Below are 16,415 nucleotides of genomic sequence, written 5' to 3'. Positions count from 1 at the left end.
GCGTTTGCGGCGTTTGAGCGTAATGTAACATGCTCCTGCGACAAAGGTGGAAGAGAGCGACCATGTTGATAAAAAAACGCCTCGGTTTAGGAAGCCTAAACCGAGGCGTGATGGCGCAATTAACTAGTGATCTAACGATGCCCTAGCAAGTTTTAGCGGTGGGTTTGCGCCCCTCCACGCCAGCGAAGAAGAACGACCGCAGCTTAACGCCAAACATGTTGCCCGCAAACGCCGCTACCAGCCATACCCAACCGTGAAGGCTGCCAGAGGCAATGCCACTGAAGTAAGCACCAATATTGCAACCAAACGCCAAACGCGCGCCATAACCTAGCAAGATGCCGCCGATGACCGCGGCCAAGATAGATTTCAACGGGATTCTGAAGTTAGGTGCAAAGCGACCCGCCAAGCTGGCGGCAGCCAGCGCGCCCAGCATAATACCGACATTCATTACCGTAGTGATGTCGCTCCATACGCTGGCTTTAAGGGCCGCTGCGTTGCCAGGGGACTGCCAATAGCCCCACTGGCTGACATCGCCGCCCACCAGTTCAAAGCCTTTAGCACCCCACAGCGCAAACGCAGAGGTAATTCCCCAAGGGCGGCCTGCCAGTGCCAAGGTGGCAAAGTTGAGCAGCGCCAACGCCACCGCGCCCGCCACTAACGGCCAAGGCCCAGTCAACCAACGCTCATACCCATGCTTATCGACCATGGGCGCCTGTTCTAACTGACCATGACGACGCTTCTCCATCACCCAGGTAAACGCCGCAATAGCCGCAAACAGCACCAGGCTAATAGCTATACCCCCACTGACCCCGGCGACGTTAACCAGCGATACCGGTTGAAAGGCCGGTAAGCTCTGCCACCAGGCAAAATGTGCCGAGCCAATCACCGAGCCGACAATAAAGAACACCAAAGTAATTAGCATGCGTGCGTTACCACCGCCCGCAGTAAACAGCGTGCCAGAGGCACAGCCGCCGCCTAACTGCATGCCCACACCGAACAGGAACGCCCCTACCAATACAGAAATACCAATGGGCGCCACAAAGCCCGACACCTCGTTACCAAACAGCGTGCCCGCCCCCAGGGCAGGGAAAAACAGCACCACGGCAATGGCCAGCATCACCATCTGCGCGCGTAGGCCACGCCCGCGCCGCTCAGTAATAAACACCCGCCACGCTGAGGTAAAACCAAACGCAGCGTGATACAGCACCATGCCAAACAGCCCACCGACAATCATCAGCAGGCCAATGTTGGCGTCAAAGACAACCCCAATAAGCAACGCGCCTAACACAATCGCCGCCGTGGCGATCAGCGGCACGCAATAGCTCTGCGGCGCAGCAACCGTCGTTGTAGACATGCATTCACCTTTAGCAGCACCAAAAGCGCCTGTTAACAAACAGGCGCTTTTGGTAGACATGGACAATAGTTGTAAGCCTAACGATAGCTGTAGAGTGCGGGAAATTCTTTGTTGAGAGGTGCTTATGTCTTTATGGAATATATGGATGCTGGAGCCACACAGCAGCTTGGCACTATGTCCTACTCCACCTATTAAACTGGTAAATCGGATGCCAGTGTGAGTTTTTTTGGCGCAAGCGGGTAAGACGGTGTATTGGACGCATGGTAGGTGCGCCCGGTGATCAGTGGCTGGCCCGGGCCAGCTTCCAAATGTGATATTATAACCTCATGACCAATCCTGTGGGTCGCCATGCTGCCATAGTCGCCGCTTAGGCAACCCTCATCCAGGGGCGTATCGAACGAAAAAAGAACTACTCGAAGTTTTCCCTCTTAGAATAAAGTGCTTAACAATTTGTAGAAATCTCCCTTGTTTAATCTATATCGACCTTCACCCCGGAGAACGGGATCTCCGGCGGGGCCATCTGGCGCAGGATGGTCAGATGGATATCTAGGTTCAGTTTGGCCAGGTTGTTAACGGACCATTCACCGCCTGCAACTAGGGCAGGCTCAAAGCCATAGACTTCGTCCGGCCTCAGCGGGCCCAGCTTCTTCAGGGCCTGGGTGAACAGCGGCTTTTCGCTCATGTCGGTGAGGATCATCAGTTCGTCACCACGCAAGTAGTCGGGGGCGATCAGATCCGCCGGGGCGCTGTGGTGAAAGCGATAGTCGAAGTCTTCGGGCCAGTAGGGCAAACGCTGGGTTTTCCAGTGGTTGTCGAAGGTGCCTTGATAACTGACCCGGGGCTCCCACCAGGGGGCGATGGGCCCAAAGCTTGCCGGGGCCGGACGGTCAAAGGGTGAGGTGACCAGCCAGTCCGGGTCTTCCAGTTGGGGGGCGGGTAGCCGTGTCACAGCGTTAAGGTCGGGTTTGAGGTACCGGATGACCTCGCTGGACACCCGCTTATAGTCAGCGCGTGATGGCAACCAGCCCCGCCCGGCGGGGTTGTCGGGGTAGTAGAGCGTGTTAGCGAGGTCGTCCCCGTCGGGCAGGCTGTAGTGGCCGCCGAAGGCGTAGCGGTAGTCCAGCGGCACTTCGCTCACCGGTGAGGGGTCAGTGACCCGCCAGCCACCGAGCAGTTGCCAGCGGAACTCCCGTGGCCCACGCACGATCAGGCGTTTGTCCAACGGGCCTACCTGTACCCGCACCTGCCAGGTGCTGCGCGGTTGCCCGGTGGGCGAGCGCAGGGTGCAACTTGCTAATAATAAGAAACTAAATGAAAAATTAGAAATCTAAAAATGAACCTGAATCATCCACTTCTCTTTTATTTTGACCTTGCATGTCGTCAATTATCAGTGAATTAATAAAGCTATTGAGACTATCCGACACTACAAATAGAGAGCCATCATCAGTTTCAGCCTCATGAAACCAAAAATAAATACCACCGCCAGCGCTTGACACGCATATCTGACTGCCTCCAATGGATTCACCAATTGTTACAAAACCAGCCGGAATCTGATCTTTATACATCACATTTTTCTTTATTAAATTATCCTTTCCACTTAAACCATAAAGAATTTCCAATGACTGAAAGCCATCTTCAGAATCAATCGGAGTTTTTTGTTTTGGCTTAAACATAGCCCCATTATCAAAAACAATTGAGCCATTATAATAATTTAACAGCGACACATAATCATCTGGGAGTCTTATACCTAGCTCTGAGCGTACTTGCTCATAAGAACATTGTTCAACTGAATCATCTTTCAATGCCCTTGCCCCAAGGTTCTTTAAAATTTCACTGTACATTAAAATCCTCCTCTAAGGTCTGATGCAGACCCTATATGCGGTATGTTTCCGTGCAACTTTGTAGGAATAAGCTGTATCGTCACATTATCCAAATGATGGGGTGTAAGGCCAGCCTCTTTGAGATAGTTTTTAGCTGCATTTGGGCTTGCCAGATTTCGTTGCCTAGCAACGTAGCCATATACTGCGTCAAAGTCTGCTTTACTTCCATCTAGTTGACCTGGCATAAATTTCACCTGACCTTTGGCCCAAGGAGTGAAAACAGGACGTCCATTTACAAACTCAATGGGCCTTCCCCCTGTAATAGCGTTGACTTCATCAATATCTGAGTGCCAGAAACCATTTCCAGGTTCACCATCCCAACGCCCGTTTGTTCTTGGCAATCTAGTTCTCGGATTTACATTTGGATTGTCCGGAACGCCCTCTCCACCACCTTCCATATTAGTGGAATTTTCCTCCACCCGCAGCCCGTCATTGTTTCCTGACGTCCCGCCCCTATTAGCACTTCCCGCCGTATCTCCTGCCCTATCAGTATTCCGGGCAATGTCCACGACGTCATCCGCCTTACGTAAAAGCCTGACACCTGGGAAAACCGATACAGCCGTCAGCAGGGTCATGCCCGACGCGGCGAGTACTCTACCTTCGCCCCACAATGCCATGGTGTCTTGTATATCCACAATGGTGCCATATGGCGTCGCGGCTTCGGCCATAAACACCCCCGCCGCACGGATATTGCGACCACTTTCTGAGGAATAACGCACTTGGCGCTCGGCTTCTTGCTGCATATCGGCGGCACGATTAGCAGCCTCGTCGACCTCAAAACTACTCTCGATATAGTCGTTACCGCTGATACGCCCTTCCCTTAGCGCATCCATAAGGGCGTCTTGTTGAGCTCGGGTCTCGCTGGCTAATTGCTGAACCTCCGTATAGAGCGCTTCGGCCTCGGCAGCGGTTTTGCCGTTGGGATTATCGTGCAGGGCGTCGCGTAGCTCACCCACTCGCTCTAGGTTGGCTTCGCCTTGTTGCTGAAACAGTTCAGCCTCGCTGAGCGCCTCGCTGGTCTCTTCGGGCTGGCTGTTGACGGCCTCGGTGTTGGTGTGGACATAACCCTTGGCGCCGCCTGTCCCGGCGGCGTTGCAGTTGATCATGCATTCGCTGCCGTCGCGGACGACCGGTTGCCCGTTGGCTTTGACGTTGTCGTGCCCGGTTAAAAACAGTACGTGGCCGCTGCCTTGGGAGGTGCCGGAGCCCACCCCCGACCCGGCGTTACCCTCGGTGCCTTGGCACAGGTCGCCGACCCGGTAGGTGCGCTGCCCGGCGGTGATCACGTTGGGGGAGTAGTTCACAGGGCTGCCCAGCGTCGCCCTGGAGTCGAAACCCACAATCTTGTCGCTCACCTGACAAAAATCAGGATAGCTGGTCAACGCTCTCCATCGGGCTTCCGCATTACCAGCGTGACGAGCCTGACCGTTAAGGGGTTCGCCTTGAGGGGCTGCCGCGGGGGTGTCTTCGGGCGTGCCTGCGTTGGTGGCCTTATCATCACCTTCACAGGGGCTTTGATCGCCGATGCAGATGGTTAGGCTACTATCCGACATGGCGTGCCCCTCCGGTGGATGAGGTCGCCGCCATCGGTGTGCGCCGGATGCGTACCTGCTTGAGCGGGTCATCAAGCGGGAACAGCGCCCGCCAGGTGAGGCTGACGTCCTCCCGATCCAAGTCGATGACCACACTGTCGAGGGCCAGTGGGGTATTGCCGCGCTGGCCGCTGACGTGCTCGGTGAGGGCGTGCAGGGCGATGCCCGGTAGCCGGGTGCGGTGGCGAAAACGTTGGCGGTCCCCCACCATAATCGCCTGACTATTGGGTAGGCAGTTGGTGAGGATCATCAGTTCGTCGCCGCGCAAGTAGTCGGGGGCGATCAGATCCGCCGGGGCGCTGTGGTGAAAGCGATAGTCGAAGTCTTCGGGCCAGTAGGGCAACCGCTGGGTTTTCCAGTGGTCGTCGAAGGTGCCTTGATAACTGACCCGGGGCTCCCACCAGGGGGCGATGGGGCCAAAACTCGCTGGAGGAAGACGGTCAAAGGGCGAAGTGACCAGGGCATCGGGATCTTCAAGCTGGGGAGCGGGTAGCCGCGTGACGGCGTTAAGGTCGGGTTTTAGGTATCGGGCGACCTCGCTGGACACCCGCTTATAGTCAGCGCGTGATGGCAACCAGCCCCGCCCAGCGGGGTTGTCGGGGTAGTAGAGCGTGTTGGTGAGGGTGTCCCCTTCGGGCAGGCTGTAATGCCCGCCGAAGGCGTAGCGGTAGTCCAGCGGCACTTCGCTCACCGGAGTGGGATCAGTGACCCGCCAGCCGCCGAGCAGTTGCCAGCGGAACTCCCGTGGCCCGCGTACAATCAGGCGTTTATCTACCGGGCCTGCCTGTACCCGCACCTGCCAGGTGCTGCGCGGTTGCCCGGTGGGCGAGCGCAGGGTGCCATGCACGTGCACTTCGGTGCTGAGCTTGCCGAGCAGCACGTCGCGGTCATCGGTGATGACCTGGGCATACAGGTTGTCGCTGTCGCCTTCCAGCGTGGTCTGCCAGCGAATTGGCTGCTGGTGGCTGGATTCGAACAGCGGCCAGTTGTCTTCGGTGAACTGGTAGGTGGCGCGTACCACCACCACATCATACTCTTGGTCGCCCGGGCCGAGCTTGCGATACAGCGCATGGGGGAACGACGTTGGATTAATCACTTGCGCCATGTACTACCACCCCGGCGACTTAGCGTCGCTTGGTTCAGGGCCATCGCTTTCCTCGGCACTTCCCGGTGCGGGTTGGGCGGTGCCGGTGTTGAGCAGGACGTCATCGGGGCCGTCGACATGCACCTTGGTGCCCGCCTTGACGTGGATCTCGCCCGCATCGAGGTAGATGGCGTCCTCTGTGAGCACCAGCCGGCTGTTGCCTACCTGCAGGGTGATCTGGTTGCCGGCCTTGAGGGTGATGTTGCGCCCGACATTGAGCGAGTGGTTGAGCCCCACCTGGGTGCTCTTGCTGAGCCCGACCAGGGTATTCATTATCGCCCCGACATTAAGGCTGTAGCCCAGGCCGACGTTTTCCATGCGACCCATGCCGACGTTCTGCAGGTACGCCTTACCAACGGTTTCAGTTTTGTTCTTGCCGACTTTGCTCGACCAGTTTTTGCCGATGCGGTCGGTTTCGTTGCCATCCACCGTCTTGCGGCGGTTCTTGTGCACGGTAAAGGTTTCGTTACCGTCCACGGTATGGGTCTCGTTGCCGTGTACCGTATGGACTTCATGGCGGTGGACAGTGCGGGTTTCGTCGCGGTCGATGTCGGTGGTGCGATCACGAAAGACGTGCAGGGTGCTATCGCGCTTGATGTCCTCGGTGCGGTCGTTAAGGGTCAGCAGGTCGAGGTCTTTTTGGGCGTGCACCCAGATTTGCTCTTCGCCCGCTTCGTCTTCAAAGCGCAGCTCGTTAAAGCCGTCCGCCTTGTGGCTTTGGGTGCGGATGACCGTGCGGGTTTTGTAGGCCGGTAGCGGATAAGGCGGCCGGTTAACCGCGTGGTAGGTGCGCCCCGTGATGAGCGGCTGGTCCGGGTCCCCCTCCAAGAACGACAAAATGACCTCATGCCCGATCCTGGGGATCGCCATGCTGCCGTAACCGCCGCCTGCCCAGCCCTGGGCAACGCGCACCCAGCAGCTGGCGGTTTCATTGGGGGCGGCGTAGCGATCCCAGGGAAACTGCACTTTGACCCGGCCATACTTGTCGCAGTAGATCTCTTCGCCTGCTGGCCCGACCACAAAGGCCACCTGGGGCCCATCGACCCGGGGTTTGGGGTTGGGTATCGGGCGGAAGGTCTGATCCCGGGGCATGATCACCACCTCGTTGTGGTAGCGGGTCATCAGCTCGCCTGCTTGCGCTGAGCTGCTCCCCCCATTGCTACTGTCATAGCCACCCCGCGCCATGCCATCCTCTTCTAACGCCTGGGGTTGCTCGCCGTGGTGCACCACCGATACCACCTGCCAAGCACGGTTGAGGCTATCGATATCGTGGTCGGTGAGGGTAAAGCAGGTGCCGGGGGCGAGTTCAGGCAGGTCGCTTTCCGCTTCGGCGGTGGTGGCATCGGCACGTAGCGATTCTAGTCGGTGGCGGGTGAACGGCTTGCCGGAGGCGTCCTTCTTATAGCGCCCTGGGTAGTCGTAGTGTTCGTAATCCTCTCGCTGAGCGTGCTCCCCTAGATTGGGCGCCTGGTGTTCGTGTAGCTGGGCGTAAGGCGGGTTCTTGAAGCTGTAGTCTTTAAGTGTGGCCGAGGCGGGGCGTACCCGGCTGACCTGGCGTAGCTTGCGCAAGTGACGTCGGGGCGGCGTGCCACCGGCGCGGCCGTGGTAGGTACGCTCGCCGATGTTAGGCAGTACCACCGTGGTATCGGCAAACACCAACTGATGGGCTCCGCCTTCGGCGTTCTCAAACTCATGGAAATAGAAGCAGCCCTCTTCGGCGGCCAGGCGCTCGATAAAGGCCAGATCAGTCTCCCGATACTGCACCAGAAACTCCCGGTCGAGGGGATTACGGGTGGTGGCAAACTCAATATCGGTGAGGCCGCGCTCGCTAGTTAACGTCTTGATCGCATCATGAGGAACGGTATCTTGAAAGATACGCGAGTTATGCCGTAGCGATAGCCGCCACAGCGCGGGGCGAATCTCCACCCGATAAAAGCTGCGCCGGTGCCCGCGATCGCCGCGGTGAAGCTCACTTATAATGCCATGGACTCGGCGCAGCGGCTCGCCGTCCTGCCAAATGGTGAGCGTGGCATTTTGATCCAAACAGTCGCTGGGCGACAGGTCGTGGGTGCGGCTGGCGAACTCAACGGTGAGCGCAAACGTCTCCGACAGCGCTTCGCGATGGGTAAAGCTCACCACCGCCGTGTCAGTCGCCCCGGGAAGGGTCAAGGTAAACTGAAGGCCCGTATTATCAGCCATGGTAAGGCCCCTCTTCGCTGCCACTGCCGATTAAGGTACCGCCGCAGACCGTTGCCTGATCGGTCAATACAACCGGCTTAGTGTCCAGCGTGATAATTAAGCGACTAGCCACTACCATTTTTTGTCCCATTACTGTTCCTCCGCTGCTGTTTTTCTAGACTGGGTGACGACAGTTGTGGCTATCAGCAGCGCTTCACACTCGGCGCTTAAAAGCCTTGGCTGCCGCTGCCTTACTCATCCCATTTTGCTGGGGCTTCGTAGCTCGCCACCTCAAAAGCATCGACGTACATGCGCTGAAACCCCGCCGCTTCCAGGCTTTGAATCGCCGTGTGGCACACCAGGGGTAGCCGTGTTTGTAGCGGTACGCCGCTTAAACTCAGCCGGGCAGCGGTCAGCAGGCGTGCGCCATGGCCGCTGCCTTTCCACTCTTGGCTGATAAAGAAGAAGCGAAGCTGCCAGGCGGCTTCGTCATCGGGTCGGCACGCCAACACCATCCCCAACGGCGGGCCATCCCCATGGCGTAGGGCGAGTAAACGCCCCTGCCAGTGCTCAACGTGCTCTTGCTCGCGCTGCAACCACACCTGGCGATGCAGGGTAAATTCCAGCGCGCGGCGCAGCGTATCCAGGTAGGCCTTATCACGCAGTACCCAGGGCGAATGCCCTTTTGCATCGGCACGCTGGACGGCTTCGATAAAACTATCGATATCCCCTTCGCGGGCGCTTTCAAGCGCGCGGGAAGATGCTTGGCCATTAACATCAGGGCCGCTATCCACATGACCACCTGGGTGGTCATGGGTCGTGCTAGCTGAGGGGGAGAGCCACTGCTTAAGTTTCGTCAGCATAGGGCCCTCGTTCTGCATAGAGTGCCGACGGTAACTGGAAGCCTGCGGCGGGCGAACGGGTAAAGGGGTTGGGGGCGCTATCGGTAAATAGGCGATAACGCATAGCGCCCCCGTCCACGTTGAAACGTAGCTCTAACTCACGCTCATTAACGCTGGTGATGTTTGCCTCTTCCAACAGCCGGAACCAAGCCCAGGCGCCATCGCGGGTTATACTCCGCGGCGAGTGATTTACCTGGCTGGGCACCATGGTGATGCGGCTATCCGTGCCGCCACGCAACGTATTTGGCCAAATCATGGAGACCCGACTACTGGCGCTGTGAGTGTAATCAATGAGCTGGCCATCGGCACTGATCACACTGCGCCGCTTGTCGGGGCTTAAGCTGATCGGCTCAAGAGCGAACTCGACGTCTAGCGCACCATCAGGGCCAAAATAGGCACGGCGAATTTGTTCCGCCTGTGACACGGCGGCAAACACGCTTTCACGCAGTAGCGAATTACCCTGGGTATCCACCAGTTGCTCAGGCGCACCTTCGATAAAGGGCTGCAAGTTATCCTGATAGAAGTTGTCGAGGATACCTTCAGGAGCAAAGAAGGTTTCAAAGTCGCTTAGCGAAGCATCCCGGCTTGCACTGGGCACCAGCGGATAGCGCCCGGCTAAACGCTCTTGATAGGGTGCCACTACCTCATCTATCCAGATATTTTCCAGGTGACTGATAGCGCTTGCCATGATGAGCTGCCAGCTTTGATCCGCCAGGCTTTTCAACATGCTTGCGACAGGCTCGGGCGAGCTGTCAGCAATACGCTGCAGGCGATAAATAGGGTCATCACCGCGCAGCGATAAGCGGTCACGCGCGCCTAAGAAAGCGGCGCGCCCTGGGTCGCTGGCCTCGTCTATCTCTAGCAGGTAATCACGCAGTTCCGTTACCGCCGATTTGATCTCTTCCAGGGAGGAGGGATCCCCCTCCTGAGGATTGGAGAGCTTGTTAATCGCGGTAAACTGCTGCTCGATATCGTGAGCAAGCTGATAGCGCGGTGAGCGCTGCAGCGCTTCACGGGCTTCCTCATCATCTTCAGGCAGTTCCGGATAGAGACGGGTATTCTGCTCGACCGCGGCTAACAGACGGTCTAGCGGGCGCTCGGCGCTGACCAGCGCATCGGCGACCACCGCTGCCTGATGAATGTCCGGCAGGGGCACAAGCTGGGTATTGCGCAGGGCATCACGCCAACTCACGCGATAGTCACTGACATAATAGTCACGCAGGGCGTTTTGCAGTTGCTGACGGTCAGCGTTGCTGAAATTGATGTCTTCGCGCTGATCCAATACCCACAAGTCGATAAGCGCTAGCTCGGTTGCCCTATCCAACTGCTGCAGGAAGTGATTTTCGAAGCCACCCCGGGTAACCAGATACGGCAGTTGCACATACGAGGGCTCATCGTTACGCGCCATAAACACCGTGTTGAACATCGACCCCACCTGACGGCGCAGGTCGAGAGGATCTCCGCGACGGCTACTGTCAGCTTTCATGGTGGCGTAGACCCGCTCATCCATCGGCAGGCGTGATAGGTCGTCAATCGCGGCGACTAAGCTGCCGCGTAGTGGCGCCATGGCATATTCAGCGCGCCGATTACCAGCGGCAACCCGGCTTTCCAAATCGCTGTGCTGCAGGGCGTAATCTAAATGAGCCAGTAAGCGGTCTTGGATTTCACCACGCTGGGGGAAATCCGACTGCCAACGCTGCGCCATAAAGTCGTGTACGCGTTCGGGCTGGCGGCCACTGGCGTCAGACATCATGCGCAAAATGCGCAGCAGCGCCAGCTTGGCGTTACTGCCCTCTTCTTCGCGGTTCATGTCATCCATGATGCCCACCATCAACGCCGGCAGGAATTGGTACTCCAACATGGCGAGGTAAGCATTCTCTAACTGGCCACCAATAATGTGGCCTTGATAAAGCCCCATATCGGCAAGGAAAGGTGTGTGTGTACGGTAGCCCTCGAAGGTTTGCATCGCATCGCGTAGGCGATCCAACGGCGCCAGCATTTCGTAGCCCGTTGGGTCGTCGCTCTGGAACTCTTCCGGGTGAGTGGCCAGGAAAGTTTCCGCCCGATGCTCGACGGTGGAAAGCGAGGTCGCGTTTTTCTGGTAGAAATGACTCCACCCACCGATCATTACCGCAGCCACTAACATGCAGCCAACAATGCATGCTTGGCGAATACGCTGTCGGCGATGGGCGACTTTGGCGTTATCACCGGCCAGCCCCGCTTCTGGATAAATGACTTTCTCAAACAGTTCTTCAGTGAAATACAGCGCGCTGCGCGTCGCACGGTGCGCTGGCTGAACGCTTTCGGACATGCCATAACGGCGTGCCGCAGCATCCACGAAAGGATCTTCAGGCACCCCCTGCTGATAAACCGAGGTGAAATAAGTGCCGCGTACAATCGCCGCGGTGGAAAAGCGGTCGCTGGAAAGCGCCTCGTTGAGGAAACCGAGCAGCACATCGCGCAACCCTGCTAGCTGGCGCACAAAGCGAAACACCGACTCCCGTTCTTCCCGGTCACGGCACTCTGCCAGCATGGTGGGCATTGCGCGGTTAAGGCGTTCCAGCATATTGTCGTAAGCGGCGGCGAACTCTTCTTCCCACTGTCCCGGTGTATCGATGGATTTAGCCGAGAAGGTAAAGCCTAACGGCGCCCGCCGTGCAGCACGGGAGTAATGGCGGAAGAAATCGTCAAAACCGTGCAGCAAATCCATTTTGCTGAAGGTGACGTAAACCGGTAACCGGCTGCCGTGGCGCTCCATCAACTCGCGCAGGCGGCTACGTAACAGCGTCGCGTACGCTTTACGAACGGCTACCTGGGCGTGGCTAAGACGGGCTAGATCCAACACCAGCACAACGCCGTCCAGCGGGCGGCGTGGGCGGTTACGCTCTAGCCATTCGGTGAAGTGATCCCATAGGCGGCTATTCAGTTCGACAGGCTCGCCCGTTTCCAGTGCGCCTTGGGTCAATAACTCGCCATCAGGGTCGATGAGTATCGCTTTATCGCCAATCCACCAGTCAAAACCAAAGCGGTTTTTCTTGCTGCTGATGCCAGAGGCTTTCATGACATTGGACAGCGCAAAGTTTTGCCCAGAGCGGTTGACCAAGCTGGTTTTGCCCGCGTTTTCGACCCCCATGACCAAATACCAGGGAAGGCGATAGCGGCTGCTGTCCCCACCGCCAACGCTATCAATGATTTCGGATAGTACGCTGTTCAGCGAGGTTTCCTGCTGGTCGATACTTTCCTGTATGGGGTCTGACTGCTGCGACTCCATATCCTGCGCGAGTTCATCGGCTTTGCGCAGTCGACGGGAAAGCCGAACGCCCCAAATCACCGCCACTAACGTTGCCAGCGCCAAGGTAGCCAGTAACCGGTTTACCCAGGGGCCTAATGGGTAGCTGTCTCGTACCTCCCAGCTAGGCCCTAACCACCAGATAGCCACTAATAGGAGCACGATTAATACGCCCCACATGGCCATGGAAAGCCGCCCTAACCCCTTGACTCTGTTAGCTTGCGCTTTGGCGCGATTGTGAGTGCTCTGTGCACGTGAAAAGCCGGGCACCCAGCGGCTCAGCTTTGATTTCAATGTTCCCCACATGAGCCTTTAATCCTCGTCCCTAGTGATAAAGTCGATCATCGTTGTCATGTCCTAAGCGATGCCTGAAGCCGCGAAACCAGCGCTGGTTCCCACTGCTCTAAATCAAGTTCATTAACAGTTTGGTGCAGCGTGCTGTAGTGCTGCTGGGCGAGCGTTTCTAGCCCCGCCTCCTGCAGCAAATCAGCGCTGGCCAAGCGCCAGTACGTGCTCTCGCGCAAGGAGCGTGCCGACGCTAACCCCTGGTCAAGCACCTGCAAGGCAGGCCCTAACCCTTCACTCCCCATATAGCTACGCGCTTCCTCTAACCCCGCGTGCCATGCTTCACCGCCACCGGCGCCGTCATTTACGCCGTTGCCAGCACCGCTATACAGCCACTGCTGCGTTTCTTTATCTAAAAAAGGCGAGCCATCGTTAAACGTTAACGACTCAATACCGGGGAGCCTTTCCACAAACCGCACCGACTCATCGCGAATAGCCTCAGCGCAGCGCGGCCGCCCTAGGCGCTTGGCCAGTTCGGCACTCAAGCGATGTCCTTCTAACCAGTAGGGACTGACCGCAACGCTTTTCTCTATGCGCTGCCAAAGCGCTTCGTCACCGCCGCGGGAAAGCGCTTCTCGATAATCCGCCACCCGGTCAGCAGCCACAGGGGCTAACTCGGTACGCCCGCCTTCCCGTGCAGCAGGTAACGCCTGAATGACGCTCCAGATGGCATAGCGACGCAAGCGGTATGCCAGCGGCTCACCCGGGTTTTGCTCGTTTAGAAAATCGGCCATTTTGAGTAGCGACTGGCGGTTGGCGCGCTCATTACCCGCTTCCAGGCGTAGCTCGGGGGCTTTTGCGCCGCCGGGCTGATCAGCCTTTTCAGCCCCGCTGGAGGAAGCAGATGCGGCCGTCCGTGCATCGCCACCGGACGCGTTGCCACTTTGAGAGTCCGATGCAGCACGGTTTTGATTAGGCTGTTTTTCATCCAGCAGGCGCATCAGCTCGTCAAGTGAGTCAGCGGGCAACTGCTTGTCCGCGGCTAACGTTTGCAGGTTTTCCAACGAGTGGCGGCAGGCCAGAAACTCATCCTCGGCATTATGAAAGTCGAGGCCCGCGGCAAGCTTCAGCGTGCGTTGGGTAAATTGCTGGAACAGCCTGGGCCGCAACTTAGCCCCACGTGCGCCATTGAAGGGGTATGCCAACGCCCACCAGGCTTCAAGACAGCCAGCCAGCAGCCTTAGGGAAAGCGCGAAACGCACGCCATTGCCTTCATGCTGCAGGCAGTGCAGCAAGTGTCCCAACACCTTTAGGTCTTTGCCCTTATGGCTGAGCATAGTGATGGCTAATGTTTCTGCCGTATCCCACTCAACGTCTTGGTGCTGCAATGAGCCGACCTTCATCATTTCAGCCTCAAGGCGCAGGTAGTCGGCGCTGTCCTCCAGCACAACGCCGATCTCCTCGCCCTGCTCATTGGCAGGCAGAGGCGCTAGCAGGGGTTCAAGGTGACTATCCGCCGTTATACGCATCACGAACTCCTCTACCCACTACCAGCGACAGGCGCTGCGAAGCGGTTGAATTTGCTGACGCAGTCCTGATACATCAAAACGCAGCCCGTCCAGAGCCGCTGCGTCGCTACTCAACACAAGCTCGTTGGCGCTCAATAATTGCCGCAGCGTTTCAATGGCGGGCAGGCCGCGCCCACCGCTTACCACGTGGCCATCATCGCGCACTCGCCATTGTTGAGAGACATCACGTCCATCCGCGACGACCCGCAACGACACGCGGGGCGTATCCAAGGCATTGGGCAGGTGCACCTGGAAGCGGGTAATTAACTTCTCGCAAGCCAGTACCAAGACGGGCCGCGGAGGCGTTGTGCCCCGTGCGGGCACCGTCATTAATACCTGGCTTCCCTCGGCGCTGACTATCAGGCCAAAGTCATCGGGATTGCGTTTCTCCTCTTGGCTAACAACTGCATGCCAAAGAGGCGGCAATTCAGCGCTATCACTCGGTGTGCTCTGCTCGTCCAGGAAAAGATTGTCGTAGCAACCCAGGCGATCCAAACGTGAGCTTTCTTGGCCACACTGATGCGCCTGTTCCAATACAGCTGCGCTATCCTCTGCTTGTAGTGCGCTGCTCATGCTTAATAGCCAGAGGCAAATCAATAGCCTGTGCTGCCATCGGCAACTTACGAATGTCACTTTCATTTAGCATCCAGTTCTAGCAATTGGCATTTGTGGGAGAGCGTTCGCTTGGGTATTCCCAGGCTCTCTGCTGCAAGGGCACGATTCCCGCCGTAGTAAAGCAATCGCTGGCTAATCAATTGCGCTTCATAATCGCGAACCGCTTGGCGCAGATCATGGATCTTATTCAGCGTGCCGCTGGCTTCTGATGTCGCTGAATCAGCGCCACTGGCGGTATCGCTGGGCAGGAGCAAGGCTTCAATATCGCCACCGGCGGGGGTCATGGCGCAGGCATAATCGATCAAGTTTTTGAGCTCACGCACGTTGCCGGGGTAATCACGCTCTTTTAGCTGCCGCAACGCGGCGGGCGTGATGCCCATCTCGCTGCGTTCTTCCCGGGCACAGAAATCAGCAACAAAGTGCTCGGCCAGAAAACCGATGTCTTCACGCCGTGCCGACAGCGATGGCAGCGAAAGCGGGAATTGGCCTAAGCGATAGTAGAGGTCAGCGCGAAACCGCTGCTGTTTGATCTGCTCGCGTAGCGGCTGATGGGTAGCCGCAATAAGACGCAGATCGGCACAGCGTTCTTCGTTCGACCCTAGAGGCCGATAACGGCCGCTCTCCAGTACCCTGAGCAGTTTGGCTTGCAGCGCTAGCGGCATATCGCCGATTTCATCCAGAAACAGCGTACCGCCGTCGGCTTGGGCGATGAGCCCTTCCCTGGCCTGGTCAGCGCCTGAAAACGCCCCTTTGGAGTGGCCGAACAGCTCCGACTCCAGCAGCGACTCGGGGATCGCGGCACAGTTAATCGCCATGAACGGCGCCTTGGCGCGTGCCGAGAAACGGTGAATCGCTCTCGCCACGAGGTCTTTGCCGGTTCCGGTTTCACCCTGCAGTAGCACCGCTAAATTGGTTTCGGCTGCACGAATCACCTGCTGCCGAAGCTCTTGCATGGCGATGGAGTTACCCAGCAAATCACTCGCCAGCTTGGCCGCTAACCCCTGGCGCCGGGTGTTGTCATTGAGCTTGGCTAACGAGTCACGCAATACCGCTGATTTCTGACGCTCTCCCTGACTGCTTGCCAGGCGCGACCACAACCGACACAGCAGGGCCTCAAAAGCGACAAAATCGCTACACTCCATGAGGTTCGTCAAGGTTGCCGCTTCCGTGACGAAGGCCAGCACGCCTAGCCACTCCCGCGAACTGTCCTGGAGTCGTAACGGCCTCACGTGTAGCCGCAAGTCGCCACTGAGGGAGGCTATTTGGGCTTGAAAACCGGGATGATCAAGCCGGGTACGCGCTTCCCCCACGCCCAGTGTCACCGGTTTACCGCTGCGGATGGCATGGGCGTAGGGGTGACTAAACTCATCACAGTTGAAGCGCGCCTCACTATTATCACGGCCCACCCAGCGGCCGCTGCTGTCTAGATAGAGGCACTCCACCCACGCCAAGCCCAGGCTATTACCCAGCAGTTGCCGACTGCGTAAGCGCAGCTCCCGTGGTGTGGTACTTTCAACCAACGCAAGCGCCATGGGCATAGCCGCCAGCCCAGCTAAAGGCTGCGCTTCGCTAGCATTGCGCTGGTCAAGAGCCTTTACCTGCATGGCG

The 16,415-nt window shown here is 57.7% G+C and carries 12 protein-coding genes; all 12 read right to left on the bottom strand.

Features of this window, described 5'->3' with window-relative positions; translation table 11 throughout:
* Positions 1-142 precede the first annotated feature (142 nt).
* The 12 genes from E0L35_RS01875 to E0L35_RS01820 all read right to left on the bottom strand — a co-directional run bounded on the left by E0L35_RS01875 (position 143) and on the right by E0L35_RS01820 (position 16,411).
* Positions 143-1,354 (bottom strand): YeeE/YedE family protein, encoded by a 1,212-nt coding sequence (locus E0L35_RS01875; RefSeq protein ID WP_138799440.1) that lies wholly within the window; start codon positions 1,352-1,354, stop codon positions 143-145.
* 469 nt (positions 1,355-1,823) lie between these two features.
* Complete coding sequence (locus tag E0L35_RS01865) at positions 1,824-2,681, bottom strand: DUF2169 domain-containing protein (RefSeq protein WP_138799439.1); 858 nt, start codon at positions 2,679-2,681, stop codon at positions 1,824-1,826.
* The gene (locus E0L35_RS01860; RefSeq protein ID WP_138799438.1) at positions 2,674-3,195 is read right to left on the bottom strand and encodes an SMI1/KNR4 family protein; all 522 of its coding nucleotides are present in this window, start codon (positions 3,193-3,195) and stop codon (positions 2,674-2,676) included. Before E0L35_RS01860 ends, E0L35_RS01865 begins: the two co-directional genes overlap by 8 nt.
* The gene (locus tag E0L35_RS01855) at positions 3,195-4,787 is read right to left on the bottom strand and encodes an HNH endonuclease (RefSeq protein WP_212751647.1); all 1,593 of its coding nucleotides are present in this window, start codon (positions 4,785-4,787) and stop codon (positions 3,195-3,197) included. Before E0L35_RS01855 ends, E0L35_RS01860 begins: the two co-directional genes overlap by 1 nt.
* The gene (locus tag E0L35_RS01850; protein ID WP_138799436.1) at positions 4,777-5,931 is read right to left on the bottom strand and encodes a DUF2169 domain-containing protein; all 1,155 of its coding nucleotides are present in this window, start codon (positions 5,929-5,931) and stop codon (positions 4,777-4,779) included. Before E0L35_RS01850 ends, E0L35_RS01855 begins: the two co-directional genes overlap by 11 nt.
* A gap of 3 nt (positions 5,932-5,934) precedes the next feature.
* Positions 5,935-8,169, bottom strand: a complete 2,235-nt coding sequence (tssI, locus tag E0L35_RS01845; RefSeq protein WP_138799435.1) for a type VI secretion system tip protein VgrG — start codon at positions 8,167-8,169, stop codon at positions 5,935-5,937.
* A complete protein-coding gene (locus tag E0L35_RS26215) occupies positions 8,162-8,299 on the bottom strand; it encodes a hypothetical protein (RefSeq protein ID WP_171051085.1) in 138 nt (45 codons plus the stop codon). Before E0L35_RS26215 ends, tssI begins: the two co-directional genes overlap by 8 nt.
* A gap of 100 nt (positions 8,300-8,399) precedes the next feature.
* Entirely contained in the window at positions 8,400-9,011 is a 612-nt protein-coding gene (locus tag E0L35_RS01840; RefSeq protein WP_039859549.1) for a GNAT family N-acetyltransferase, read from the bottom strand.
* On the bottom strand, positions 8,995-12,645 hold the full coding sequence (gene tssM / locus E0L35_RS01835; RefSeq protein WP_138799434.1) for a type VI secretion system membrane subunit TssM: 3,651 nt from the start codon (positions 12,643-12,645) through the stop codon (positions 8,995-8,997). The genes E0L35_RS01840 and tssM overlap by 17 nt, the downstream gene beginning before the upstream one ends.
* 44 nt (positions 12,646-12,689) lie before the next feature.
* Positions 12,690-14,153 (bottom strand): type VI secretion system protein TssA, encoded by a 1,464-nt coding sequence (gene tssA, locus E0L35_RS01830; protein WP_171051084.1) that lies wholly within the window; start codon positions 14,151-14,153, stop codon positions 12,690-12,692.
* A gap of 18 nt (positions 14,154-14,171) precedes the next feature.
* Positions 14,172-14,765, bottom strand: coding sequence for a type VI secretion system-associated protein VasI (gene vasI / locus E0L35_RS01825; RefSeq protein WP_246638222.1), 594 nt, complete (start codon positions 14,763-14,765; stop codon positions 14,172-14,174).
* A gap of 62 nt (positions 14,766-14,827) precedes the next feature.
* Positions 14,828-16,411 (bottom strand): sigma-54 dependent transcriptional regulator, encoded by a 1,584-nt coding sequence (locus E0L35_RS01820; protein WP_138799431.1) that lies wholly within the window; start codon positions 16,409-16,411, stop codon positions 14,828-14,830.
* Between the last annotated feature and the right edge of the window lie 4 nt (positions 16,412-16,415).

The organism is Halomonas sp. ATBC28 (assembly GCF_005937175.1).
GTDB lineage: Bacteria > Pseudomonadota > Gammaproteobacteria > Pseudomonadales > Halomonadaceae > Vreelandella > Vreelandella titanicae.
Note: the sequence above shows the minus strand (reverse complement) of the source record. Positions and strands in the feature narration are given on the sequence as shown.

Coding starts and splice junctions, on each gene's coding strand:
- E0L35_RS01875 (WP_138799440.1), bottom strand. CDS start 1,354: ATGTCTACAACGACGGTTGCTGCGCCGCAGAGCTATTGCGTGCCGCTG.
- E0L35_RS01860 (WP_138799438.1), bottom strand. CDS start 3,195: ATGTACAGTGAAATTTTAAAGAACCTTGGGGCAAGGGCATTGAAAGAT.
- E0L35_RS01855 (WP_212751647.1), bottom strand. CDS start 4,787: ATGTCGGATAGTAGCCTAACCATCTGCATCGGCGATCAAAGCCCCTGT.
- E0L35_RS01850 (WP_138799436.1), bottom strand. CDS start 5,931: ATGGCGCAAGTGATTAATCCAACGTCGTTCCCCCATGCGCTGTATCGC.
- tssI (WP_138799435.1), bottom strand. CDS start 8,169: ATGGCTGATAATACGGGCCTTCAGTTTACCTTGACCCTTCCCGGGGCG.
- E0L35_RS26215 (WP_171051085.1), bottom strand. CDS start 8,299: ATGGGACAAAAAATGGTAGTGGCTAGTCGCTTAATTATCACGCTGGAC.
- E0L35_RS01840 (WP_039859549.1), bottom strand. CDS start 9,011: ATGCTGACGAAACTTAAGCAGTGGCTCTCCCCCTCAGCTAGCACGACC.
- tssM (WP_138799434.1), bottom strand. CDS start 12,645: ATGTGGGGAACATTGAAATCAAAGCTGAGCCGCTGGGTGCCCGGCTTT.
- tssA (WP_171051084.1), bottom strand. CDS start 14,153: ATGCGTATAACGGCGGATAGTCACCTTGAACCCCTGCTAGCGCCTCTG.
- vasI (WP_246638222.1), bottom strand. CDS start 14,765: ATGAGCAGCGCACTACAAGCAGAGGATAGCGCAGCTGTATTGGAACAG.
- E0L35_RS01820 (WP_138799431.1), bottom strand. CDS start 16,411: ATGCAGGTAAAGGCTCTTGACCAGCGCAATGCTAGCGAAGCGCAGCCT.